This window comes from Streptomyces sp. NPDC006476, from assembly GCF_040612015.1.
GTDB lineage: Bacteria > Actinomycetota > Actinomycetes > Streptomycetales > Streptomycetaceae > Streptomyces > Streptomyces griseorubiginosus_B.
In genome coordinates, this window is record NZ_JBEXPK010000072.1 from 18,381 (window position 1) to 40,312 (window position 21,932).

The following is a 21,932-nucleotide window of genomic DNA, read 5'->3' on the forward strand; positions in this document are numbered from 1 at the left end:
GATGACCGCGACCACCGTCGAGAGCAGCACCTCCGCACCGCAGACCTTGGACCTGATCGAACTGCCAGACGGCGTGCGCGACTCCATCGGACGAGCCCTGGCCGCCGAACCCGATCCGACGCGGGACATCGACCGGGCCATGGCCCGCTACCACCAGATCTTCGCCACCCTGCCGACCGAACTGCTCCAGCGCATCCTCGACTTCGGCCGTCACAACGACACCGCCGGCGTCGGTTACGTACGCAACCTCCCCACCGATCCCGAACTGCCCGCCACGCCCGCGGACGGCGGCCCGGCCACCGACAAGAAGACCTTCGTGGCCGAGGGCGTCCTGCTGGGCTTGTCCGGCCTGCTCGGCGAACCGGTGGGCTTCCTCACCGAGAAGAACGGGCAACTCGTCCATGACGTCATCCCCGTCGAGGGCGGCGCGATGACCCAGACCAACCAGGGCTCGACCGTCTTCCTCAACTTCCACAACGACATCGTTCACGACGCCATAGGCCGCTACGACGTCAGCAACCCCGACTTCCTCGTCCTCAGCTGCCTGCGCGCCGACCACGAAGGCATCGCCGCCACCCACTACGCGGACGCCCGGGACATCGTCAGGGCCCTCGACTCCCGCACCCTTCAGTTGCTGCGCAGCCCGCTGTTCCGGCTCAACGCCCCCGGCAGCTACGTCCGCGACGTGGCGGGCGGCAAGGAGGTCCTCTCCGACCCGGTCGCCATGATCAGCGGGCCCGAGCAGTTCCCGGAGATCTCCTCCTCCGCCAACGGCGTGCGCGCCATGACCACCGCCGCCGAGGCTGCCCTGGACCGTCTCCAGGCCGCGTGCCGGGAGACCGCCCACCAGGTCCACCTGCGCCCCGGTGAGGCCCTGCTGATCAACAACCGCAAGGGCCTGCACGCCCGCACGCCGTTCACCGCCCGCTACGACGGCGCCGACCGCTGGCTCCAGCGCACCTACGTGCGCCGCAGCCAGTGGACCATCCGCTACCGGCAGTCCGACGGCGACCGGCGCGTCCACTTCTGATCCCCTGCGCCGCTGGCGTGAAACGGAGGGCCGGGCCACCCGGCCCTCCACCCGTTCGCTGTGCCAGACACCAGGAGAAGGATCACCATGGACGTCATGACGGCCGTACTGAGCCGCCGCAGCGCCCACAGTCTCGTCGAACCCGCCCCCGGCGACGAGGAGTTCGCCCACCTGCTCAGCGCCGCGGCCACCGCCCCCGACCACGGCAGGCTCCGCCCCTGGCGGTGGATCCTGGTGCGGGGAGAGGGACGTACGGCCCTGGGCCGCTGCTTCGCCGGCCACAGCCCGTCCTCGGACGCACAACGCCACCGGACCGAGGCCAAGACCCACCGCGCACCACTGCTCGCCACCCTGGTCTTCACGCCCGTCGCCGGCCATCGGGTGCCCGAATGGGAGCAGTTGGCCGCCACCAGCGCGATGACGGGCTGTCTGATGCTCCTGCTGCACGCCCGTGGCTACGGCAGTATCTGGCGCACCGGCAGATTCACCGAATCCGCGGACGTTCGCCGGCTGCTGGGACTGCGGGCCGGCGAACGCCTGCTCGGCTGGCTCTACATCGGCACGGCGAAGGAGGCACAGCCGCACCGGCTGCGGTTGCCGGACGACGTCAGCGACCGGATCACCGTGTTCGCGCCCGAACCGGCGAGCGTCTGAGCCCCGTCGCCGGGCTGACGCGTCACACGGACGCGGCCAGCGGCTGCTCCTCCTGCATCAGCCGCACCGCCTGGTCGATGAACAGTTTCAGTTCCCGCGACAGCCGTCGTCCGCTGCGCCACGCCAACTGGGTGTACACGGCGAACGGAACGTCCCAGGGCAGTGCCGTCAGCTCGCCCTTGTCCACTTCCGCCGCGACGGTCACCAGCGGAAGCAGCGCGATCCCCAGCCCGGAGATCACACCCCTCTTGATCGCCTCGATGGTGCCGAACTCCAGGAACGACACCGTCTCCGCCCCGCGAAGCTCCTCCTCGAACAGATCCCGGTAGGCACACCCCGCCTCGGTCGTCAGGACCGACGTCGCCCGCAGGTCCTCCAGGGACAACGTCCCGCGTGCTGCCAGCGGGTGCCTGGGGGAGGAGACGAGCACCAGCGGCTCGGGTGCCAGCACGACCGTCTCCAGGCCCTGGTGCCGGGTCTCCTGCTCCATGAGGAAACCGATGTCGAAGGTGCCCTGGCGCAGCGCGTGGCAGGTCTCGGCACACAGACTCGGGCGCAACGACAACTGCACCTTCGGATACCGGTGGTGGAAGAACTCCAGCAGCGGCGGCATCCGATAGGAGGTGATGCTCTCCATCGTGCCGACCGTCAAGGTCCCCGCCGGGCCGTCCCCACCGGCCACGTCCGCCCGTGCCGCCTCGGCCAGCTCCAGGATCTGCTCCGCGTACTCCAACAACTTCTCACCGGCGGGCGTCAACCGGATCCGCCCACCGAGCCGGTCGAACAACTCTGTCCCCAGCGACGACTCCAGACCACGAATCTGCGTCGTCACGCTCGATTGCGCGTAGCTGAGTTCCTCTGCGGCGCGAGTGAAGCTCAGCAGCGTCGCGACCTTCTGGAAGGTCACTAACTGACGTATCTCCATCCGTTCATCCCTTTACGATGTGAACGAAACGCCGGGAGGATCATGCCTCCGACATGTGCCTCCACGCAGCACCCGCAAAAGCGACAAAGCTATAGATAGATTATCAGTTGAAACAGTAAGCAACGTGATTTCTGTCACCATCCAACATCCGCGTGGACGCACGACCCACCACCATGCGAAGAGCGCCCCGCCAGGCAGTCGGAGCCGCACCTCCGAGGCGGGCCTCGCGGGCATGACCGACGCTGCCGGCCTACTCGCGATTCACAGAGTCAGGTAGGGACGAACATGAAGAGTGCGCCAGCTGTTCTCCGAAACACGATCAATCGACCGATCGCCTTGCTGCGTTGAGGCGGGCTTCGGCTGGGTCGGCAGCGGACGAGTTCGCGGCTGCCGAGTGCACTGTCGTCGGTAAGCCTCTAGCGATGGCGTGCGCGGAGATCGCCTACGACGCCGACTCTCTTCGAAGTGGTGGGAGAGGATCTCGTAGTGCTGGCCGGGGTACTCCATCACTTCTTTCGGCTCGGGGATTCGGTCGTACATCTCACGGGCCTCCTCCACGGGGGGCCACGGTGTCCTGGGCGGCGGCGACCCGTGAGCCCGTCGGCAGGGGACATCCCGCGATCTCGGTGTCCCGGCCGGTGACCCGGGTGAAGGACCGCAGCGGATTCTCCAGGCGGATCACCTCGTTGACTGATAGTGGTCTCCAACGAAGGGCCGAAATAGTCGATCATGAGGGCCGGGCACTGTTCCATGGACACCTCCCCGCGGTCGGCCGCCGCGAGCAGGTCGTGCGCGAGGGACCCGGGGATCGTGCGTCGCTCCGCCACGAGGGCGCCGAGGTACTCCGCGAGTTCGACGGTCATCGGTACGGCGGCCGCGCCCCGTTCCGATGGCGGGACGCCGACTTCCAGGCGGGCGACGGCCCATTCGATGGGCCGGTGACGGCAGTCCTCGGGTACGCCCACGCAGTCCGGGACGACCGACATGGGCATGGCCTGGGCGATGTCGGTGACTGCGTCGAGGACGTCGTCCCGCTCCAGCAGTGCGGTCACCAGCGCATCGGCCTTCGCCTCGATCGACGCCTGTTCCTCGCGCAGGGCTCGCGGGGTGAGCCGGTGTGCGACGACCTGGCGGAGGCGTTCGTGTTCCGGCCCGTCGCTGGCCAGGATCGTGCCACGCATCAGCTGGTTGAGGTGTTCGCTGAAGAAGACACCGTGGCCGGAGAGGAACGTCTCGTCGTCGGCCAGCACGGCGCGCACCTCGTCGTAGCGCCCCACGGCGTGGATCTGCTGTGTGGTGAGGTGTACGACGGGGCCCAGATCGCGCAGTCGGCGGTAGAGGGGCTACGGGTCGGCGATGGCTTCCTCGGAGAAGAGGTCGACATCGAACTCGGGGACGCCGTGCGAGCCGGACGCGGCGGCGGATGCATGGGGGGAGGGCGGGGCGGTGGACATGGGCCTCCTGACATCGTCGGCAGGGTCGGGAAGCCGGCCCGTGGGCAGCTGTCGTTTCTGGAGGTGCGCACAGGCCCGCCTGTGCCGTGGTGACGCGATGGGCAGTGAGGCTCTGGGCGCGGGATGAAGGCAGGGGTGACCTGTGTGTGAATGAGTATTCACATAAAGCGTGAGGAAAAGCTCACACAGAATCCACTGCTCGTCAAGAGTCGTGCGCACACTTTCCGCGAGGGTGAGCTGGTGGGGTCAGCGGCCGTCCGGGGTGTCCAGGAGGTAGGAGATGACCGCGGTCTGGAGGTGACTGCGCAGCTCGTCCCAGGGCAGCGGGCGGTCGGATTCGAGGAACTCGCCCTGGGTGATGCGGTGCGCGATCGTGGCGTAGACCAGACGGAAGGCGAAGTCCAGTGCGGCCTCGGGATCCGGATGAGCGACGGCGATGTGACGCAGCGCTTCGGCGAAGTTGTGGTTGCCCTCGACGCTGACGCGCGAACCCTCGACCCGTACCGCTTCGTGCCGGATGCCGAGCAGCAGGAAGACACGCAACAGGGCCTCGTGTGCCCGGAAAGCGTCGGTGATCGCGCCGACCACCTCGGCGATCGCCACGGCCGGATCGCGCAGGAGGCGCAACCGCTCCGGGGACATGCGCTGGGTGATCTCGGCCTGGAGGTTCTCGGTGAAGGCATGCTGGATGGCCAGCAGGAGTCCTTCCTTGTCGCCGAACCGACGGTAGATGCTGCCGACCGCCATGCCGGCCCGCTCCGCGACCGCGGCCACGGTCAGCGCGTCCACCCCACCCTCTTCGAGCAGCGCGTACCCGGCCTGCATGAGGTCCTGCTGCGAACGGCGACTGCCTTCCCGGAGGGCGGCAGGGCGGCGGGTGGGGGACTCGGTCATCTGCGCAGTTTATCGACCGGGCTCTTGACGTCCATGTTGCCGTCGTGTGAATCTCGCTTCACTCCAAATGTGAATCCGAATTCACGCGAATCCGACTTCCCGTGAAGCGGCGGCGTGCACCGCACGGTCGAGCCGCACCCTCCCCCTTCCTCCCTTCCCACCACGACCCCTCGCAACGGCGCGGGGCTGTCTCTGGAGGCGTCTGATGGCTCCGCACTATGACATCGCCGTCGTCGGCTACGGTCCGACGGGGCTCGCCGCGGCGTCCCTGCTCGGCCGGCTCGGCCACCGGGTGGTGGTCTGCGAACGCTGGCCGGCTCTGTACGGGCTGCCCCGGCTCACCCACATCGACGACGAGACCGCACGTGCCGTCCAGGCGGCGGGCGATGTCGACGAGGCGCTGCGCGACTCGTCCCCATGCGAGTACCTGTGGGTCAACGGCAAGGACGAAACGCTGGTGCGCATCCCGGCGAACCCCGACGGCCCGATGGGATATCCGGACCACATCTCGATGTACCAGCCGGACGTGGAGAGCGCCATCGACAAGCGGTTGCGCGGCTACGGCACGGTCGACGTCCGTCAGGGCTGGGCGGTCACCGGCCTCGAGCAGGACGACGACGGCGTCACCCTGCGCCTGTGCGGCTGGAACGCCGAGACCAACTGTGCGGATGGTCCGCGCGACGAGGTCCGGGCCCGATATGTGATCGCCGCCGACGGCAGCCGCAGCGGGGTACGGGAACTGCTCGGCGTGGAGCGTGAGGACTTCGGGTTCAACGAGAGTTGGGTCAACATCGACACCGAGTGGCTGCGCCCCCAGCCACCGGAGTTCGCCTACGGAACCCAGTACTGCGATCCCGCGCGCGGCCACATGACGATCAACATCGGCACCACCCGCCAGCGCTTCGAGTTCGCCGTGCTGCCGGGCGAGTCCCGCGAGGAGATGAGCGCCTCCCAGGTCGCCTGGCGGCTGCTGCGGCAGTACCACGACCTGGGCCCGGAGGACCTGCGGATCACCCGTCAGCTCGTCTACGCCTTCGAGGCCCGCATCGCCACCCGCTGGCGCACAGGCAGGGTCTTCCTGGCCGGCGACGCCGCCCACACCATGCCCCCGTACCTCGGCCAGGGCGCGTGCAGCGGCATCCGCGACGCCACCAACCTCGCCTGGAAACTCCACCTCGTCCTCGGCGGCCTGGCGCCCGAAGCGCTGCTGGACACCTACGAGAGCGAGCGCCGCCCGCACGTCACCGCCCTGACGCACATGGCGATCGGCCTCGGCAAGGTCGCCAACACCCACGACGTCGAGGCCGCGGCGGCCCGTGACGCGGCCTTCTTCGCGGGCAAGGTGCCCCCGCCGCCCCCGTTCCCGCCTCTTGCCGGCGGGGTGCTCAGGCCGGGCGGGGGCGCGCCCGTTGGCACCCTTACCCCGCAGGGCCGCGTCCGCCTCGCCGACGGCCGCACGGGTCGCTTCGACGACCTGACCGGATACGGCTTCGCCCTGGTCACCGCCGAAGATCCCACCGCCGCCCTCGGCCCCGACCGGCTCGCCAGGCTGACGCGCCTGGGCTGTGCCGTGGTCGCCCTCGACACCGCCGACGACCTCGACGGGCGGCACCGGGAGTACCTCCGGCGCCTCGGCGCGGTCGCCTACCTGGCACGCCCGGACTTCGTGCTGTTCGGCGCGGCGGCCGACAGCACGGACCTCGGCGCGCTCGTGGACGACCTGGACGAAGCGCTGTCCGGCACGGCCAAGGTGGCCGTATGACGGCCGCAGTCCCCGGGACGGCTGCTCTGCCGCCGCTGGTGGCGGCCCAGCACCGGGCCATGCCCTTCACGCGGCTCACCGACTGCGGCATGGATCCGGCCGATGCCCGCCGCCTGCTCGCCGACACCGCGGCCGGGGCGCCGTGGCAGGACGCCGCCGCGGCTATCGCGGGGAAGCAGTTGGAACGGGCCCGCGAGGCGGGGGAGGCGGGGCACCGCACGACCGCCCGGCAGGCGTACCGCTATGCCTCCGCGGCCTGGCTGTTCGCGCAGATGGCGCACCATACGGACACTGCGGAGAAACGGGATCTGTACGCGCGGCACACCGCCGCGACCGCCGCTTTGGCGCCCGCCGTGGAGCGCGTGGAGATCTCATATCGCGACGGATGGCTCGGCGGCTGGCTGTGCCTGCCGCCGGCCGGCGAGGCCCGGGCCACCGTCGTCATCTGGGGTGGGCTCAGCGGATGGGGCGCCGCGTACCTGCCCGTCGCCGACGCCTACACCGCACGCGGCCTGGCCTGTCTGCTCGCGGAAGGTCCCGGGCAGGGCGAGTCGCGGCTGCGCCATGGACTGTACGTCGACGAGCGCGTCACCGAGGGCTTCGCCCGCTTCCTCGATCTGGTCGAGGCCGATCCTCGCCTCGGCGGCGCGATCGGGGTGCAGGGCATCAGCTTCGGCGGCCTGTTCGCCGCCCATCTGGCCGCCGCCGACCCGCGCGTCGGCGCGGTGGTGGTCAACGGCGCCCCGGCCGCGCCCACGGTCCCCGAATTCCGTACCGCCCGCGAGCAGATGGCCGCCGTGGTCGGCACCGACGACCCGGGCCGGGTGACCGAGGCCATGGACGCCCTGCGCTTCGACCCGGACAAGCACCGCATCACCTGCCCTCTGCTCCTGCTGCATGGCGGCCAGGACCCCCTGGCCCGCTACGAGGACCAGGAGCCCTTCCTGCAAGCCGCCGACCCCGCCACCGCGACCGTCCGCATCTGGCCCGACGGCGAACACACCCTCTACAACCACGCGGCCGAACGCGACGCACTCACCGGCGACTGGTTCGCCGACCACCTCACCGGCCAGAGCACCCCGAAAAGTTAGGACAACCAGTGGACTTCACCGGCGAGACCGCTACCGACGCGGTGGTGGAGAGCTTCCAGGAGACCAAGGATCAGCAGCTGCGGCAGCATGTGCTTCTCCTTGGCTGTGCGGGTCTGCTCACGTGAGGGCGAGGAGGCCGACGGCGACGGCGGCGGTGCCCAGGCCGACGAGCTGGCCGCGGTGGACGCGCTCGGCGAGCACGCCACGGGCCAGCAGGACGGTGCCGGCCGGGCGGGCCGGCCAGGCGACCTCCCCGGCGCGTGACACGCGACCTGCGAGCGGAGAGGATCAGGCCACGTGGCTCGTATAGCGGGTTCCGGCCTCGGCGCGAGCGTAGAACCCGGCGAGTTCGTGGGGGTTCTTGGTGTAGACGTCGATCTTGCGCACCATGCCGTCTTCGACGTGGTGGATCTCAACCATGGTCAGGGGGAACCTCTCACCGGTGGTGTGTGCCGTGAGCATTCCAGTGAGCGTTCCGACAACGCCGGCCGGGCCCTCGAACACCTCGGCAGCGGTGATAGCAACTTCGGCGTAGCTCATCATCGCGCCCAGGACCGACTGCACGAACACCTCGCGGCCCTGGTGCACGCCGCCGTAGGGGAGCTGGTTCGGCTCGTCGACGATCACCTCGGGGGCGAGCTTGGCCAGGACCCCCGGCACGTCGCCTTTGCTCAGCGCGTCATACAGCCCTCGCACGACATCCGCGGGGCTCTCGATCACCGTCTCGATCTGGTTGCTCATCCTGTGTGTCCTGTCCGTGTTCAGGTGCTGCCGACCCGGGGCGCATGCGTCCTCGCCCCGGCCGGACCCCGAGGTCCGGGGCACGCACCATGCAACGGCAGACGCCCGCGATGAGGGAGTCTTCGCTGTGAGGGGTACTGGCAGGGCCCCTCACCCCTCGGGCCGCCCGCTTACCCTGTCCTGATGGACAACCGGGACGCAGTCAGCGCATTCCTCCGCTCCCGACGCGGCAAGATAACCCCCGAGCAGGCCGGTCTGCTGACGTATGGTCAGCGGAGGGTGCCCGGGCTGCGCAGGGGCGAGGTCGCCACGCTCGCCGGTGTGAGCGTCGAGTACTACACGCGCCTGGAGCGCGGCAACCTCCAAGGCGTCTCCGACAGTGTGCTGGATGCCCTTGCCCACGCCCTGCGGCTCGACGACACCGAGCGCATGTACCTCTACGACCTCGCTCGTGCCGCGGGGCCCGCGCCTCGGGCGCGGCGGCGGGAGAGTCGCCCGGCGGTGCGGCCGAGCGTGGCGCGGATCGTCGACGGCATGCCGGAACTGCCGGCGTACGTGATGAACAATCGCCTCGATGCGCTGGCCGCCAACCCGCTGGGCCGGGCCCTGTACTCGGAAATGTATGCCGACCCGACCTGTCATGGGAACGTCGCCAGGTTCGCGTTCTTCAATCCCGCGGCCAGGCGGTTCTACGCCGACTGGGAGCGCATGGCCCGTTTCGCCGTGGGTGCGCTACGCATCGAGGCGGGGAGAAGCCCTTACGACCGGGAGCTGTCGAATCTGATCGGTGAACTGTCCACCCGCAGCGACGCCTTCCGCGTGATGTGGGGATCCCACGACGTGCATGTCTTCCGCGAGAGCACGAAACGCCTCAACCATCCGCTCGTTGGCGACCTGCTACTCGATCAGGAGACCATGAGCCTGCCGGACGAAAGCGGCCTGAGCGTGGTCGTCTACAGCGCGCCAGCCGGCACGGCCGCCGAGGACGGCCTGAAGCTGCTGGCCAGTTGGTCCGCTGCGGCCGGACAGGGGCAGGACGCACGCCAGGCGCCATCGGTGTAGGCGCGGGGCCTGCCGAGGCTGCGGGCAGCGGTGTCCGAGTGTCCCGTCAACGCCCGCCGCCCAGTTCGGTTCACCGACCTCGACGGCAACCGGCCCACCTGCTTCGCGACCGACAGAAAAGGCGGGCAGCTCGTCGACCTCACGCTGCGCCAGCTGGTGGCGCTCGTTGCAAACGGCCATTCCCTGCGCGGGGGTGACGCCGGACGTGCTCGATGGGTTTATCCACGCATGCGCTTGCTCCTGCTGCTGGCCGAGAGCGCCGACGGCTATGTGCTGCGTGGCACTGCCTCGATACGACCGACCCTGGGCCTGTGTTTGAACTGCTGATTGCCTGATCACCAGCCACCGCCACGCCAACACGGTCCTGCACACCCTGACCCCACTCGGAGCCGCCCTGCTGCGGGCGGGGCCGGGCGACCGCTGACCCCGCGCAGTGGCCGCTCGGCTCGGGCTGGTCGTCGGTGACGACTTGCCCACGCTGGTGTACGCGGTCACCGAGTTGGGGACGCGCGGCGAACTGGCTGTCGGAGGAGCCGTTCATAGTGCGAGAACAACCGTGGACCCGAGCCACCATGATCGTCGCCGGCCCTCCGCAGATCGACCACGACCCGGACACCGAGTTGGTCGCCGCCCCGCCGAGCAGCCCTTAGGCGTGGCCTAGGCGTCTTGGACGAACGTGTAGGTGAGGAAGGCCAGGCCGTCACCGATGGTCCTGGTGTCGACCAAGCGCATGGCCTTCTTGCCGCCGGCCTCGCCGAAGAATCGTTCGCCGGTCCCGAGCACGACCGGGAAGACGACAAGCCGCACCTCGTCGACGAGGTCGTGCTCGATCAGCGTACGCCCGAGCCGATAGCTGGCAGGGACGATGATTTCTCCGTCCAGCTCCTGCTTCAGCTTCGAAACCTCGGTCACAACGTCGCCCTTCAGAACCGTCGAGTTGTTCCAGCCGGGTTCCTCGAGGGTCGAGGACACGACGTACTTGGGCATGCTGTTCAACCGGTCCGCAAGCTCGCCACTCCGGGGCTGCCACCGCACCCCGAAGAACTCGTAGCTTTTGCGACCCAGCAGCCATGCCTCGGCGCGTAGCGCCTCCTCGAGCGCGACCTTGTTCCACTCAGCGAGATCCTTGCCCCCGAACTGGACGAACCAGCCGCCCAGCTCGAAGCCCTCCTGACCATCCGGGTCCTGGACCACTCCATCGAGCGAGACGTTCTGCGGTCCGCTCATCACGATCTTTCCCATTTCCGCTCCTCCTTCGCGCCGGCGTTGTCGTCGGCCACGCAGGTACAGGCGTCGCGACGCTGGGAAACTGGGCGCCCGCCGACCGCCCAGTTCGCCCCTCGGCCGGCGCCTATACAGGATGGATGTGCGGCAAGGCGCGGGAAGAAGGTGACGGTGAGGATGGCGGCAGCCGATCTGATCGCAAGGGCGCGGGCCGGGGACGGGCAGGCGTTCCGGGAGCTGACCGAGCCCTACCTTCGAGAGCTAAAGGTGCACTGCTATCGCATGCTCGGATCCTTCGAGGACGCCGAGGACGCCCTCCAGAACACGCTGCTGACCGCCTGGCAAAGCCTCGGCGGGTTCGAGGGACGCGCCTCGCTGCGCACCTGGCTGTACCGGATCGCCACCAACCGGTGTCTCGACGCGCGCCGCGCAGCCAGTCGGCGCCCGGCCAAGGAGTGGGACGTGCCAGGGGTCGAACCGCCCGAGCCGACCCGGCTCGGCGAGGTCGTATGGCTGCAGCCGTTTCCCGGTACCTTCCTGGAGGGTGCGGTCGAGGTGCCGCTCGGCCCGGAGGCCCGCTATGAGCAGACCGAATCCATCTCGCTGGCGTTCGTGACCGCCCTTCAGGTGCTGCCGCCCCGCCAGCTGGCCGTCCTTGTCCTGCGCGATGTGCTGGGGTTCCAGGCCAGCGAGGTGGCCGACATGGTGGACTCGACCGTCGAATCGGTCAACAGCGCCCTCAAACGAGCGCGCGCCAGCCTGCAGCGCAGCCGACCGGCGACCGGGGACCACCAGCCACCTCCCCCCGTCGGCTCACCCGCCGAGGACGCGATCGTGGCGAAGTTCGTCCAGGCGTGGGAGTCCGCCGATATCGATGCGCTGGTGGCCCTCCTGACCGACGACGTCTTCATGTCGATGCCACCGATGCCCTTCGAATACCAGGGCCGGGACGTCGTGGCCCGCTTCTGCGCCAGCCTGTTCGGCGCCGGCCGCAGGTTCGACCTCGTCCCATCGCGAGCCAACGGCCAGCCGGCATTCGGGGCCTACCTGCGTGTCACCAACGGCATCAGCCACGGGGTCGGCCTCTACGTCCTCACTCTCACCGGCGATCGGATCTCCGCCATGACCCGATTCGACAACAGCGTGCTCCCATGGTTCGGGCTGCCCCGATCACTCCAGAGCCGATAACCGGATCATCGACCCCTCACGAGGGAGGACCGCTGCACGACCCCGATCCCGCGGACCGGCACAAGGCCGCCGAGGACTCGTGCGACTGCGAGGACAGCCACGTCGCCGCGTGTCGGGCGGGTGCGCGGCGACCTGTCGCCCGAGATGCTCGACGAGGGACACCGACTGAACGTGGTTCTTTCCTGTGACCGAGCAATACAGTTCGCCCCGCTGGACCGTTCCTGTGCACAACCACAGCCCGGTTGCTCAGAACAGGGAGTCCCAGAAGACCGCTTCCGGGTCGGGTTGTTCTGGGTGGAGCATGCCGCGTCTGCAGCGCAGGAGTCCGGGTTCGTTGGTGCCGGAGGCGGCGTTCATCCACGGCAGGGTTTCCATGGCGTGTGCGCGCTCGTCGTCGGCGAGGGCGTCGACGGTCCGGCGGAGCTGCTCGGGTGCGGATTGGTCGGTGAGGCAGAGCCAGCCGAGTGCCGCCGCCAGGCGGGCTTCGGGGGCCTCCGCCCGGTCGGGTTCGGGACTACTCGGGGCTGGTCGCCGCCGTGGCCCGACACCGGGTGAACACCCCGCAGCTGGACGTGGGCACGCCCGACGCCCACTGGCGGGCCGCCGCGCCGCTGGAACAACTGGTGCTGCTGCGCCCCCTGCCGGCCCGCAACGCGTACTTCGCGTACGGCGTCGCGGTGGCGTACATCCGGGCCTCCGGGGAGGAGATCGACGACTCCTTCGAGCTGTGGCGGGACCTGATCACCGACATCCGCGCGCTACGGCTCACCGTCTACGACATCGCCGACCGCCTGGGCTCCTGGAGCGGCAACGGCTGATCCGATCCCGTCCGGACAGGCACTCGCGCCCGAGGCGGCGCTGCTCAGTTCTGGCTGGACGGAGTCTCTTCCCAGAACCAGCCGGGGACGGCCATCCCCTCCTGTGTCCAGTCCCACAGCAGCCGCGCACCCTCCTCGGCCCGGGAGACGTCCTGGCCGCCGCCTCCGGTGAAGAACCGGACCAGTGCGCCGGCTGCCGGCCGTCCGCGTCGCAGGCCTCGCACAGCTCCAGGTGGATCGGGTGACCCTCGTCGTCAGATGAGAGGAAAGCGGTCGCTACGAGTCGGCTGCAGGGGCAACCCGGCCAAGCGTTGAGCACCGAGGTTGTCCGACTGTCACCGGTCGATCAGGGGGGCCGGTCAGCCGGCCCGCTGGGTTGTCTCCCCGGCCTGGGCGGGTATCGCGGGCAGGGGGACGGTGCAGGAGGCGCAGCGTCGGGCCTGGGCCGGGACGGGGCTGAGGCACTCGGGGCAGTCCCGTTTGGGGGCTTGGACGTCGTTGTGGGGAGCCAGGCGCTCGTGCAGCTTGTTGATCGGGAGTACGACGAGGAAGTACAGGGCGCTGGCGAGGAGGAGGAAGCTGATCGCCGCGTTGATGAAGGCTCCGTAGGGGAACTTGGTGGCGCCTACTGTGAAGGTCTTGCGGGTCATGTCGCCGGTGGCACCGGTGGCCAGCCCCACGAGCGGGGTCAAAAAGGCGCTGACGAAACCGTTGACGACGGCGCTGAACGCCGCCCCGATGACGATGCCGACCGCCAGGTCGACCACATTGCCGCGCAGGATGAAGCTGCGGAAGCCCTTCACCTTCTCACCCCTTCAAGGCTCATGACTCGACGGGCGGCACCCCGGCCCCCACCCCGGATGCCCTGCCACGCCGCACCCATACCTACTGGGCGGCGGCACCACGGCCCGCGGCCGGCTCGCGGACCTCGACTCCCGCACGGTCGCGGGAGTCGGGACCTTTCGTGACAGCTTGCTCCGTTACGGGTCCCCCCGCCGATCCCCGAGCCCGTGCGCGGGTGCGGCGCGCGGAGAGCGCGGCAGCAGGGTCGATCAGTAGAAGCGGCGGACGAAGACGTCCGACTTGCCGTTGGTGTCGCCGGGCACGATGTCGTCGGCCGTGGACTGGAAGACCACGTCGCGCCCGCCGGAGCTGACCGCGTCGGTCCCGGCCGAGGCGGGCTGGTTCGAGACGATCTCGTCGGTGCCTGTCTCCAGATCGCGCAGCGCGAGCGACGGTCCGTTAGTGTCGTGCGGGGCGTACAGCAGATAGCGGCCGGTGGGATCAATGGCCACGCCTCGCACGTTCGGCACCAGTTGATCGGTGCCCGAGCTCACGTCGTGGACGTAGGTGTCGGAGCCCGAGAGGTAGACGACCGTGCTGCCGTCCTCGCTGAGCTGGACGAGAGTCGCCGCCTTGGAGGGGCCCTCGATCGGGTCGGATGTGGTGCCGTCGGTCCGGTCCCACACGAAGACGTCCTCCGCCTTGCCGTCCTGGTAGGCGACATAGCGGGCGTCGCCGCTGATGGACGGCCGGGATGGGAGGGTGTGGTCGAAGCTGGCGATGGTCTGCTTGGTGTCGTAGTTGTCGTAGTCCAGAATCTCGATGCTCTGGCTGGACGCCTGTGGCGTGTTGCGGCGTTCGACGAGGGCGATGTAGCGGCCGTCCGCGCTCAGCGACGGCTGGTTGCAGCTGTACCAGCAGTTGGCGGAGATCTCGGCTGTCGTCCTCACCTGAACCTGGCTGATTCGATTGTTGTTGAACCACACGTGCGGATAGGCGAGATATTCGCCGTCCCCGCTGATCACCGGGGGCTGGAGTGGGCTCTGGCTCCCCATCCGCTTGGTCTGCCTCGTCTGCTGGTCGCGGAGGAAGACCCTGTCGCCTACCGTCGTGTCGCCGGGGATCAGGTTCTTTGCCGACGACGTGAAGACGATACGGCGGCCGTCGGTCGATATCGAGGCGCCGACGGAGTTGTCGTCGGCCTGGGTGCCGTCGTCCGCGACACTGATCCTCTCGACACCGGCACCGCCGTCGCCCGTGATGCCCATGGACTCGGCTGAGGCCGCTCCGTGGGGTACCGCCGTGACCCCGCAAACCGCGACCGCCGCGGTCAGGGCGGCCCGCACACGTCTGGTGGTGCTCCAGTTCGCGTTTCCTCTCATCTTCCCCCCCATGTAAGACACGGTCTCGCCTCCAGTTCCCCACCGGAGGCTCACAAGCATGCAACCGTGAGGGCGTTGTGGGGTCAAGGCGTCACCTGACGTATTGAGGCGTCACCTGACGTATTGAGAGGCGTGGTTTCGGTCATGGGAGAGCGGTCCGCTTCCCAACGGCCCGCCCTCGCGCAACCGCTGCCGCTGATTGAGCGCGAGCAGCGGCCCTGTGCGGTCGACGATCCGGTCGGCCGCGGACTTCGAGACGCCGAACAGCGGGGCGAGCTGCCGCAGCGTCAGGTTGGTGCGCCAGTATGCGGCCACCAGCAGGACCCGGTCCTGCAGCGGCAGCGACTACGGACGTCCCGGACGGCCCCTGCCCGGGCTCTCACGGGGGAGCGCTGTGATCAACTTACGGAAGAGCCGGGGGCTCAGCCCGGTGAACAGGGCTATCCACGAAGGCTCCGAAGCCGTGATTACGCCGGCCATACCAAGATCATGAAAGGAGGTGGGGGCACCCTGTCCCAGGTCAGGACGTCTCGAGGGCTGGGGGAAGGTTCGCGCTCGACGATGTCCAGCATGCCGTACGCCAGCCCGACGAAGTGTTCGTCGACGCGGATGCGGCGGCCGCCGTCCTCTGCGGGCGGATAGATCACGACGGGCTGGGGGCTGGCCATCGCACCAGAGTGCGGCCCAAGCCTCCGCGCGCATGCGGTCGGAAAGCGGCTGGCGTCTGAGTGCTCCGCTACCGCTGGACGCCGACGGGCAGCTGCGCCGGCGTGACGGCCACGCTCACCCCTCCGTATCCCCGAACAAGCCGCGTTCCTGGGCCAGTAGGGCTATCTGGAACCGGGTGCGTGCGCCCAGTTGTCGGCCCAGATCGCTGATATGGGTCTGCACGGTCCGGCGGCTGAGTCGCAAGGCGCGTGCGATGGCGTCGTCCTTCATGCCGGCGGACATCAGGCGAAGGATGTCCCGCGTCCGACTGTGCAGAGCGCCCTCTTGTCTTTCGGGGCTCGCGGTGTGCGAAGCGGGGCGGCTTTCCAGCGAGAGGGGCACCGCACGCTCCCATACGCTTTCGAAGAGGGCGATCAATACTTCGAGCAGCGTTGAGGAGTGCACCACGAGTGAGCCTGCGGCGGGATCGTCTTTGCGTAGCGGCATGATCGCCGCGACGCGGTCAAAGATGACCAGTTTCATGGGGAGTCCGGGCAGTAGCCGCAACTCCCCTTCCGTAGGGGCGCCCCGGAGAGCCGTTTCAAGGCATCCGTCGTCGGCGATTCCGTCGCTGTCGTACACGGACCGGAGCCGGACTCCGGGGCGGACCGTGGCGCCCGCAGCGGTGGACGTGTCGGTGGGAGCGATCCGCCGGGTCACATACGGCGGTCTCGCGAAATGCAGCACCTCGTGCCGACTGCTCCTCAGAAGGTGGGCGTAGCGGGCGCCGACCTGTTCATCGCTCTCGACGACCTCGAAGAGATCTGAGGCGATCTGCCGTCCGGGGGCCGTGCGATAGATCTCGTCGAGTTGTTCCGCGTACAGCTCGGCCCTGGCCAACTCCTGCCGCTTACGGGCCAGAAGGGCTCCCAGCGAGGAGCGGGGCGGGCCGGCGCTCCAGCGCGTGGGCTGTCTCCCGATGCGTACGGCCAGGAGTTCGGCCTCCAGGGATCGTAAGGCGGTCCGGGCCGCCGCGGCTGAGACGCCGGTCCCTGCCGCGACCGCGTCCTCGTCTGCGCCCGGATGGCTGACGAGGTACTCAAGTGCCTGCCGGGCGAGGGAGTCCAGACCGGTGCCTGCCCACAACGCGTCGGAGGAGGACACGTCCATCAGCGACTCCTCGGAAGATCGGAACGAGATGCATGCCGATGCTACGCAAGTGCGCAACTGCGCGGGCCCGCAGGCGGCGGATCTTGTCGGGCCGGACGGTCGAGGCCAGGATGATCAGAGGTCACTGGCGCGGTGACCGTTGTTCCGACGACAGGTCCGGCCCGACAACTAACGCGACCGCCCCAGGGTTTGCTCCGCCGATTCCCGGGTCGCCTGCAACCGACGGAAAAGAAATTACCGTGCAGAATAGGCCCTCGCGTTTCTTGAGCGGTGGGCCCATTCGGCATGAGGATTGTTTTTCTGCCCCGACCAACCCTCCTTTTCCGCGAAACGGCCTCAGGACATGCACATGTAACACACAGCCTATTGTCAATTTCGCTTCGAGGTACGCCAATTGATTGCAGCGAATGTGAACCGCCCGCATTCGCTGTCGACCGGGAGCCACGTACGAGTCGACCCAAGCAAGGCGAACCAAGGAGTAACCTTTTGCGCACCTCACCGAGAACCGGTTCGGTTTTACGTCGAAGAGCCGCCGCCTGTCTGACCCTGTTCAGCGCCGCCGCAATGACGGTTCTGGGCATACAGATCCCGGCCCACGCGGCGGCGCCGCCCGCTTCATCGGCGTCATCTTCCTCGTCGGCCAAGAAGAAAGTCGCCCTCGAACCCTCCTGCGCCACCCCCAAGAAGGGCGAGGCCGCATGCTTCGCCCTGCGTCGCACCGACACCAAGGCCGTCAAGGGCCTGCTGTCCGCCTCCGTCACCCCCAGCGGCTACGGTGCCGCCGACCTGCAGAGCGCCTACAGCCTTCCCGCCGACGGCGGCGCGGGCCAGACGATCGCCATCGTCGATGCCTATGACGATCCCAGCGCCGAGGCCGACCTGGCCGTCTACCGCGAGCAGTACGGGCTGCCGGCCTGCACCACGGCAAACGGCTGCTTCACCAAGGTCGACCAGCGCGGTGGCACCGCCTACCCCGTGCCCGACGCCGGCTGGGCCGGCGAGATCTCACTCGACCTGGACATGGTCTCCGCGGCCGCGCCGAACGCGCACATCCTGCTCGTCGAGGCGGACCAGCCGAGCTTCGAGGACCTCGGGGCGGCCGTCGACCAGGCGGTCGCGCTCGGCGCCAAGTACGTCTCCAACTCCTACGGCACCAACTACAGCAGCACCCCGGGCAGCGGTGAGCTCCCGGACGAGACGACGTACGACGCCCATTACAACCACCCCGGTGTCGCCGTGGTCGCCTCCTCGGGCGACAGCGACTACGGAGTGGCCTACCCCGCCGTGTCCCCGTACGTGACCTCCGTCGGCGGCACCTCGCTGGTCCGGGACTCCGGCACCGCACGCGGCTGGTCCGAGTCGGTCTGGAACCGGAACGGCCTCGGCCCGGGATCCGGCTGCTCCCTCTACGAGCCCAAGCCGGCCTTCCAGACGGACACCGGATGCGACAAGCGCACCGTCGCCGACGTCTCCGCCGTGGCCGACCCGGCCACCGGCGTCGCGGTCTACCAGACCTACGGCGGTGGCGGCTGGCAGGTGTACGGCGGCACCAGCGCCTCCTCACCGATCATCGCCGGTGTGTACGCGGCCGCCGGGACCCCCGTCGCGGGAACGTACCCCAACTCCTACCCGTACGCCTCCGGGACCGGTCTCAATGACGTGACCGCCGGCGACAACGGCACCTGCACCCCCGCGTACCTGTGCACCGCCGGTGCCGGCTACGACGGCCCGACCGGCCTGGGCACCCCCGACGGGCTGGCCGCGTTCCGCAGCGGCCCGCACGGGAAGCTCTCCGGCACCGTCACCGACGACAGCACCGGCAAGCCGGTCGCCGGAGCCACCGTCACCACCCAGGGCGGCGGCACCGCACACACCGCTGCCGACGGGACCTACTCGCTCGTTTTGCCGGTGGGCAGCTACGACATCACCGTCGAAGCGTACGGCTACACCACCCGCACCGCCTCGGGTGTGTCCCTCGGCGACGGCGACGCCCTCACCAAGAACTTCGCCCTGACCCCGGTCCCTAGCCGGACGGTCTCCGGCAAGGTCACCGACGGCTCCGGCCACGGCTGGCCGCTCTACGCCAAGATCACCGCGGACGGCGTCCCCGGCGGCCCGGTGTGGACCGACCCGCTCACCGGCGCCTTCGACCTGAAGCTGCCCCAGGGCCACGACTACACCCTGCACGTGGTCAGCGCCTATCCCGGCTACACATCGCCCACCAAGAAGATCACCGTCGCGGCCTCCGACCAGAGTCTGAACGTCGCGGTGCCGGTCGACCCGTGGGCGGCCACCGTGCCCGTCGGCTACTCGGTACGGGACGAAGGCACCACCGAGCCGTTCGACTCGACCGACTCCGCCCCGAAGGGCTGGAGGGTGGTCAACGCCGACGGGACGACCGGCGGCTGGACCTTCGACGACCCGGGCTCGCGCTCCAACACCACCGGCGGCGAAGGCGGGTTCGCCATCGTCGACAGCGACCACTACGGCGGCGGGGTGCACCAGGACTCGCAACTGCTCAGCCCCGTATACGACTTCACCGACGACTCCGCACCCGAGATCGCCTTCGCCAACGACTACTGGGCCAGCGGGGGCCAGAGCGCGGACGTCGACGCGACCACCGACGGCGGCGCGACCTGGACCACACTCTGGTCCGCAACCGGCACCACCTTCGGCGCGCAGAAGGTCGAACTCCCGCTGACCGACTACGCCGGCAAGGCATCGGTGCAACTCCGCTTCCACTTCACCGGCTCCTTCGGCTGGTGGTGGAAGGTTGACAACGTTTTCATCGGTGATCGCCACGTCACGTCCCTCCCTGGCGGTCTGCTCACCGGCACCGTGACGGATGCCAACACCTCCACGGGTCTGGTCGGCGCCACCGTGACGAACAAGGACGACAGCAAGCAGAGCGCCGTCACTTTCGCCACCCCCGACGACCCCGCCCTGGGCGACGGCGTCTACACCCTGTTCTCCTCCCTCGGCAGCCACGGCTTCAGCGCGGCGAAGCCGCACTACACTGGGCTCGACAAGACGGTGAAGGTGCGGGCCGACAGCGCGGTCGGCGCGGACTTCGCACTCGGCGCCGGGCAGTTGACGCTGGACAAGACCTCCATCACCGCGTCGGTCGGATGGGGCGAGCAGACCACCAAGACCCTGACCGTCAAGAACACAGGCACGGCACCCGCCACCGTCAAACTCGGGGAACAGCCCGGCGGGTTCACCATGGCGGCCGCGGGCGGCGCCCCGCTGAAGCTGGTCAAGGGCACGTACTCGCCGCTGTCGAGCAAGGCCGCCGCGTCCGCCGCGGGCACCACCGCCAAGGTGGTCCCGGGAGCCGCCGGTGACGCCTGGCAGGCGGCCGCCGACCTGCCGGTGAAGCTGATGGACAACGCGGTCGCCACCAACGACGGGAAGGTCTACTCCGCCTTCGGCTTCAACGGCGGCGCCGACACCAAGGACATGTACGTCCTCGATCCGGTCGCCGGCACCTGGACCAAGCGGGCCGCCGCGGCGGACCCCCGGGAGGATCCCGCCCACGGCTTCATCGACGGCAAGTTCTATGCCGTCGGCGGCTGGGGACCCGGCGGCGCCCCCGACTCCAAGCTGGAGATCTACGACCCGGGAAGTGACACCTGGACCACGGGCGCCGCCTCGCCCAAGCCCTACGCGGGCTCCGGCAGCGCCGTGCTCGACGGCAAGCTCTACGTGGTCGGCGGCTGCGGGGCGGACTCCTGCGGCTCCACGGATGTCACCGTCTACGACGCGGCCGCCGACAGCTGGTCCACCCTGGCCGCCTACCCGGAGCAGATCTCCTGGAGTTCCTGCGCCGGCATCGGCGGCAAGCTCTACTGCGCCGGTGGATTCAACGGCAGCAGCGAGGTCAAGCACTCCTACGTCTACGACCCCGCCGCCAACACCTGGTCCCAGGTCGCCGACCTGCCGATCACCCTCTGGGGCGCCGCCTACACCTCCGCCAACGGCCTGCTCGTCACCGCGGGTGGCGTCACCGGGAACAGCATCACCAACCAGGGCTTCTCCTTCGACCCGAAGGCCGGCACCTGGACCGCCCTGCCCAACGCCGACACCGCCACCTACCGCGGTGGAGGCGGCCTTGGCTTCTTCAAGGTCGGTGGCGGCGTCGCGCTGGCGACTCCCGGAACGACCGTGGAGGTGCTGCCGGGTTACGACCAGGGAGAGACGAGGGAGGTGAGCTGGCTGAGCGAAAGCGAGCAGCAGCTCACTCTCAAGCCCGGTAAGAGCTCGAAGGTGACGATCACCCTGGACGCCTCCGTGGCCGAGGTGACCCAGCCGGGAGACTTCACCGCCCAGCTGACCTTCAGCACCGACACTCCCTACTCCGTGCCCAGGCTCCCCGTGGAGATGCACGTCGCCCCGCCCAGCACCTGGGGCAAGATCACGGGGACGGTGCTGGGGGTGACCGCCGCCGGCGGCACCGCGCCGATCGCCGGGGCCACTGTCCAGATCGACACCTGGGCCACGAGCTACACGCTGACGACGGACACCGCCGGCGGCTACGCCCTGTGGCTCGACGTCCGCAACAACCCGCTCACCGTCATAGCCGCCAAGGACGGCTTCCAGCCGACCGTCGCGACGGTGACGATCAAGAAGAAGTCCACCGTCATCAAGAACTTCACCCTCAAGAGAAAGTAGGCAGGACTGGCCGAAGGCCGGGGCGGCGCGCTCCCGAACGGGGCCTGCCCACCCCGGCCTTCCGGCCGTCGGCGTTCACGGTCTCGGCGGTTCTGCAGGGTTGGTCGCTCGCCGTCGACCGGAACGCCCACGGTCAGCTCCAGGACCACCGTCACAACCCCCCGGAGCCTGACGGCCGGGACATGTTCGGGCGACGCCAACGCCCTTTCCCGCCTGGCCGTGCGGCGGGCCAAGGCCGCGATACCTGTTACCGGCACCACTACGGCGAGCTGTCATCATGCCGAGTTGGCCCACGACATGGTGTTCTTCCTCGCTCCCGACGACGAGACTGCCGCTGCGACCTAGTGCCGCATCAGGCAACGTTCGCCCTGTGCACGACCTCGCGTAGGCGTTCGTCGGTGGCGTGCTTGTTCCGCCAGATGATGTAGCGGCGGA

Annotated in this window: 19 protein-coding genes and 3 pseudogenes; 9 read left to right on the forward strand and 13 right to left on the reverse strand. The window is 69.2% G+C overall.

All coding sequences use genetic code 11. From position 1 onward, the window contains the following. Window position 1 precedes the first annotated feature (1 nt). Window positions 2-1,030, forward strand: coding sequence for a TauD/TfdA family dioxygenase (locus ABZZ74_RS43450; protein WP_356949653.1), 1,029 nt, complete (start codon window positions 2-4; stop codon window positions 1,028-1,030). A gap of 87 nt (window positions 1,031-1,117) precedes the next feature. Next, window positions 1,118-1,684: a nitroreductase gene (locus ABZZ74_RS43455; RefSeq protein WP_356949654.1), complete on the forward strand. Its 567-nt coding sequence runs from the start codon at window positions 1,118-1,120 to the stop codon at window positions 1,682-1,684. A 22-nt stretch (window positions 1,685-1,706) separates the two neighbouring features. On the opposite strand, the gene ABZZ74_RS43460 is transcribed toward ABZZ74_RS43455, so the two are convergent. From ABZZ74_RS43460 to ABZZ74_RS43470, 3 genes are all read right to left on the reverse strand, one after another. Continuing rightward, on the reverse strand, window positions 1,707-2,609 hold the full coding sequence (locus ABZZ74_RS43460) for a LysR family transcriptional regulator (protein ID WP_356949655.1): 903 nt from the start codon (window positions 2,607-2,609) through the stop codon (window positions 1,707-1,709). Between the two features lie 506 nt (window positions 2,610-3,115). Beyond that, window positions 3,116-3,886, reverse strand: a complete 771-nt coding sequence (locus ABZZ74_RS43465) for a hypothetical protein (protein ID WP_356949656.1) — start codon at window positions 3,884-3,886, stop codon at window positions 3,116-3,118. A gap of 423 nt (window positions 3,887-4,309) precedes the next feature. Continuing rightward, on the reverse strand, window positions 4,310-4,957 hold the full coding sequence (locus ABZZ74_RS43470; protein ID WP_356949657.1) for a helix-turn-helix domain-containing protein: 648 nt from the start codon (window positions 4,955-4,957) through the stop codon (window positions 4,310-4,312). A 205-nt stretch (window positions 4,958-5,162) separates the two neighbouring features. On the opposite strand from ABZZ74_RS43470, the gene ABZZ74_RS43475 reads away from it, so the two are divergent. Both ABZZ74_RS43475 and ABZZ74_RS43480 read left to right on the forward strand, forming a co-directional pair. After that, a complete protein-coding gene (locus tag ABZZ74_RS43475) occupies window positions 5,163-6,719 on the forward strand; it encodes a bifunctional 3-(3-hydroxy-phenyl)propionate/3-hydroxycinnamic acid hydroxylase (RefSeq protein WP_356949658.1) in 1,557 nt (518 codons plus the stop codon). Next, window positions 6,716-7,810 (forward strand): alpha/beta hydrolase, encoded by a 1,095-nt coding sequence (locus ABZZ74_RS43480; protein ID WP_356949659.1) that lies wholly within the window; start codon window positions 6,716-6,718, stop codon window positions 7,808-7,810. The genes ABZZ74_RS43475 and ABZZ74_RS43480 overlap by 4 nt, the downstream gene beginning before the upstream one ends. A 117-nt stretch (window positions 7,811-7,927) precedes the next feature. Here the strand turns inward: ABZZ74_RS43480 and ABZZ74_RS43485 are convergent. After that, window positions 7,928-8,041 (reverse strand): annotated as a pseudogene (locus ABZZ74_RS43485) (EamA family transporter); the annotation flags it as partial. 57 nt (window positions 8,042-8,098) lie between these two features. Beyond that, the gene (locus ABZZ74_RS43490; protein WP_356949660.1) at window positions 8,099-8,551 is read right to left on the reverse strand and encodes a nuclear transport factor 2 family protein; all 453 of its coding nucleotides are present in this window, start codon (window positions 8,549-8,551) and stop codon (window positions 8,099-8,101) included. Between the two features lie 183 nt (window positions 8,552-8,734). Here ABZZ74_RS43490 and ABZZ74_RS43495 point away from each other — a divergent pair, with 183 nt between their 5' ends. Then, window positions 8,735-9,613, forward strand: a complete 879-nt coding sequence (locus ABZZ74_RS43495; protein ID WP_356949661.1) for a helix-turn-helix transcriptional regulator — start codon at window positions 8,735-8,737, stop codon at window positions 9,611-9,613. Between the two features lie 30 nt (window positions 9,614-9,643). Next, window positions 9,644-9,940, forward strand: coding sequence for a hypothetical protein (locus tag ABZZ74_RS43500; RefSeq protein ID WP_356949662.1), 297 nt, complete (start codon window positions 9,644-9,646; stop codon window positions 9,938-9,940). 330 nt (window positions 9,941-10,270) lie between these two features. On the opposite strand, the gene ABZZ74_RS43505 is transcribed toward ABZZ74_RS43500, so the two are convergent. Continuing rightward, window positions 10,271-10,855 (reverse strand): dihydrofolate reductase family protein, encoded by a 585-nt coding sequence (locus ABZZ74_RS43505; RefSeq protein WP_356949663.1) that lies wholly within the window; start codon window positions 10,853-10,855, stop codon window positions 10,271-10,273. A 159-nt stretch (window positions 10,856-11,014) separates the two neighbouring features. On the opposite strand from ABZZ74_RS43505, the gene ABZZ74_RS43510 reads away from it, so the two are divergent. Both ABZZ74_RS43510 and ABZZ74_RS43515 read left to right on the forward strand, forming a co-directional pair. After that, window positions 11,015-12,025, forward strand: coding sequence for a sigma-70 family RNA polymerase sigma factor (locus ABZZ74_RS43510; RefSeq protein ID WP_356949664.1), 1,011 nt, complete (start codon window positions 11,015-11,017; stop codon window positions 12,023-12,025). Window positions 12,026-12,561: 536 nt separating this feature from the next. After that, the gene (locus tag ABZZ74_RS43515; protein ID WP_356949665.1) at window positions 12,562-12,843 is read left to right on the forward strand and encodes a toxin Doc; all 282 of its coding nucleotides are present in this window, start codon (window positions 12,562-12,564) and stop codon (window positions 12,841-12,843) included. Window positions 12,844-12,887: 44 nt separating this feature from the next. Here ABZZ74_RS43515 and ABZZ74_RS43520 read toward each other — a convergent pair whose 3' ends face one another. The 6 genes and pseudogenes from ABZZ74_RS43520 to ABZZ74_RS43545 form a co-directional block, all read right to left on the reverse strand. Beyond that, a complete protein-coding gene (locus ABZZ74_RS43520; RefSeq protein ID WP_356949666.1) occupies window positions 12,888-13,067 on the reverse strand; it encodes a DUF6300 family protein in 180 nt (59 codons plus the stop codon). A 135-nt stretch (window positions 13,068-13,202) separates the two neighbouring features. Further along, window positions 13,203-13,646, reverse strand: a complete 444-nt coding sequence (mscL, locus tag ABZZ74_RS43525) for a large conductance mechanosensitive channel protein MscL (protein WP_356949667.1) — start codon at window positions 13,644-13,646, stop codon at window positions 13,203-13,205. A gap of 249 nt (window positions 13,647-13,895) precedes the next feature. Continuing rightward, window positions 13,896-15,008, reverse strand: coding sequence for a hypothetical protein (locus ABZZ74_RS43530; RefSeq protein WP_356949668.1), 1,113 nt, complete (start codon window positions 15,006-15,008; stop codon window positions 13,896-13,898). Between the two features lie 186 nt (window positions 15,009-15,194). Next, window positions 15,195-15,488, reverse strand: a pseudogene (locus ABZZ74_RS43535) (transposase family protein); the annotation flags it as partial. Beyond that, a complete protein-coding gene (locus tag ABZZ74_RS43540; protein ID WP_356949669.1) occupies window positions 15,476-15,676 on the reverse strand; it encodes a hypothetical protein in 201 nt (66 codons plus the stop codon). The pseudogene ABZZ74_RS43535 and the gene ABZZ74_RS43540, both read right to left, overlap by 13 nt. A 115-nt stretch (window positions 15,677-15,791) precedes the next feature. Then, window positions 15,792-16,826 carry a LuxR C-terminal-related transcriptional regulator gene (locus tag ABZZ74_RS43545; protein WP_356949670.1) on the reverse strand — a complete coding sequence of 345 codons (1,035 nt, stop codon included), beginning with the start codon at window positions 16,824-16,826 and terminating at the stop codon, window positions 15,792-15,794. 564 nt (window positions 16,827-17,390) lie between these two features. On the opposite strand from ABZZ74_RS43545, the gene ABZZ74_RS43550 reads away from it, so the two are divergent. Next, entirely contained in the window at window positions 17,391-21,497 is a 4,107-nt protein-coding gene (locus ABZZ74_RS43550; RefSeq protein WP_356949671.1) for a carboxypeptidase regulatory-like domain-containing protein, read from the forward strand. Window positions 21,498-21,849: 352 nt separating this feature from the next. On the opposite strand, the pseudogene ABZZ74_RS43555 reads toward ABZZ74_RS43550, so the two are convergent. After that, window positions 21,850-21,932, reverse strand: a pseudogene (locus ABZZ74_RS43555) (transposase); the annotation flags it as partial.

Excerpts from the sequence above, each read along its gene's own strand:
- ABZZ74_RS43530 (WP_356949668.1), bottom strand. The coding sequence starts at position 15,008 with ATGAGAGGAAACGCGAACTGGAGCACCACCAGACGTGTGCGGGCCGCC.
- ABZZ74_RS43505 (WP_356949663.1), bottom strand. The coding sequence starts at position 10,855 with ATGGGAAAGATCGTGATGAGCGGACCGCAGAACGTCTCGCTCGATGGA.
- ABZZ74_RS43495 (WP_356949661.1), top strand. The coding sequence starts at position 8,735 with ATGGACAACCGGGACGCAGTCAGCGCATTCCTCCGCTCCCGACGCGGC.
- ABZZ74_RS43460 (WP_356949655.1), bottom strand. The coding sequence starts at position 2,609 with ATGGAGATACGTCAGTTAGTGACCTTCCAGAAGGTCGCGACGCTGCTG.
- ABZZ74_RS43455 (WP_356949654.1), top strand. The coding sequence starts at position 1,118 with ATGGACGTCATGACGGCCGTACTGAGCCGCCGCAGCGCCCACAGTCTC.
- ABZZ74_RS43545 (WP_356949670.1), bottom strand. The coding sequence starts at position 16,826 with ATGGACGTGTCCTCCTCCGACGCGTTGTGGGCAGGCACCGGTCTGGAC.
- ABZZ74_RS43470 (WP_356949657.1), bottom strand. The coding sequence starts at position 4,957 with ATGACCGAGTCCCCCACCCGCCGCCCTGCCGCCCTCCGGGAAGGCAGT.
- ABZZ74_RS43510 (WP_356949664.1), top strand. The coding sequence starts at position 11,015 with ATGGCGGCAGCCGATCTGATCGCAAGGGCGCGGGCCGGGGACGGGCAG.
- ABZZ74_RS43550 (WP_356949671.1), top strand. The coding sequence starts at position 17,391 with ATGACGGTTCTGGGCATACAGATCCCGGCCCACGCGGCGGCGCCGCCC.
- ABZZ74_RS43475 (WP_356949658.1), top strand. The coding sequence starts at position 5,163 with ATGGCTCCGCACTATGACATCGCCGTCGTCGGCTACGGTCCGACGGGG.
- ABZZ74_RS43490 (WP_356949660.1), bottom strand. The coding sequence starts at position 8,551 with ATGAGCAACCAGATCGAGACGGTGATCGAGAGCCCCGCGGATGTCGTG.
- ABZZ74_RS43480 (WP_356949659.1), top strand. The coding sequence starts at position 6,716 with ATGACGGCCGCAGTCCCCGGGACGGCTGCTCTGCCGCCGCTGGTGGCG.
- ABZZ74_RS43540 (WP_356949669.1), bottom strand. The coding sequence starts at position 15,676 with ATGGCCAGCCCCCAGCCCGTCGTGATCTATCCGCCCGCAGAGGACGGC.
- ABZZ74_RS43450 (WP_356949653.1), top strand. The coding sequence starts at position 2 with ATGACCGCGACCACCGTCGAGAGCAGCACCTCCGCACCGCAGACCTTG.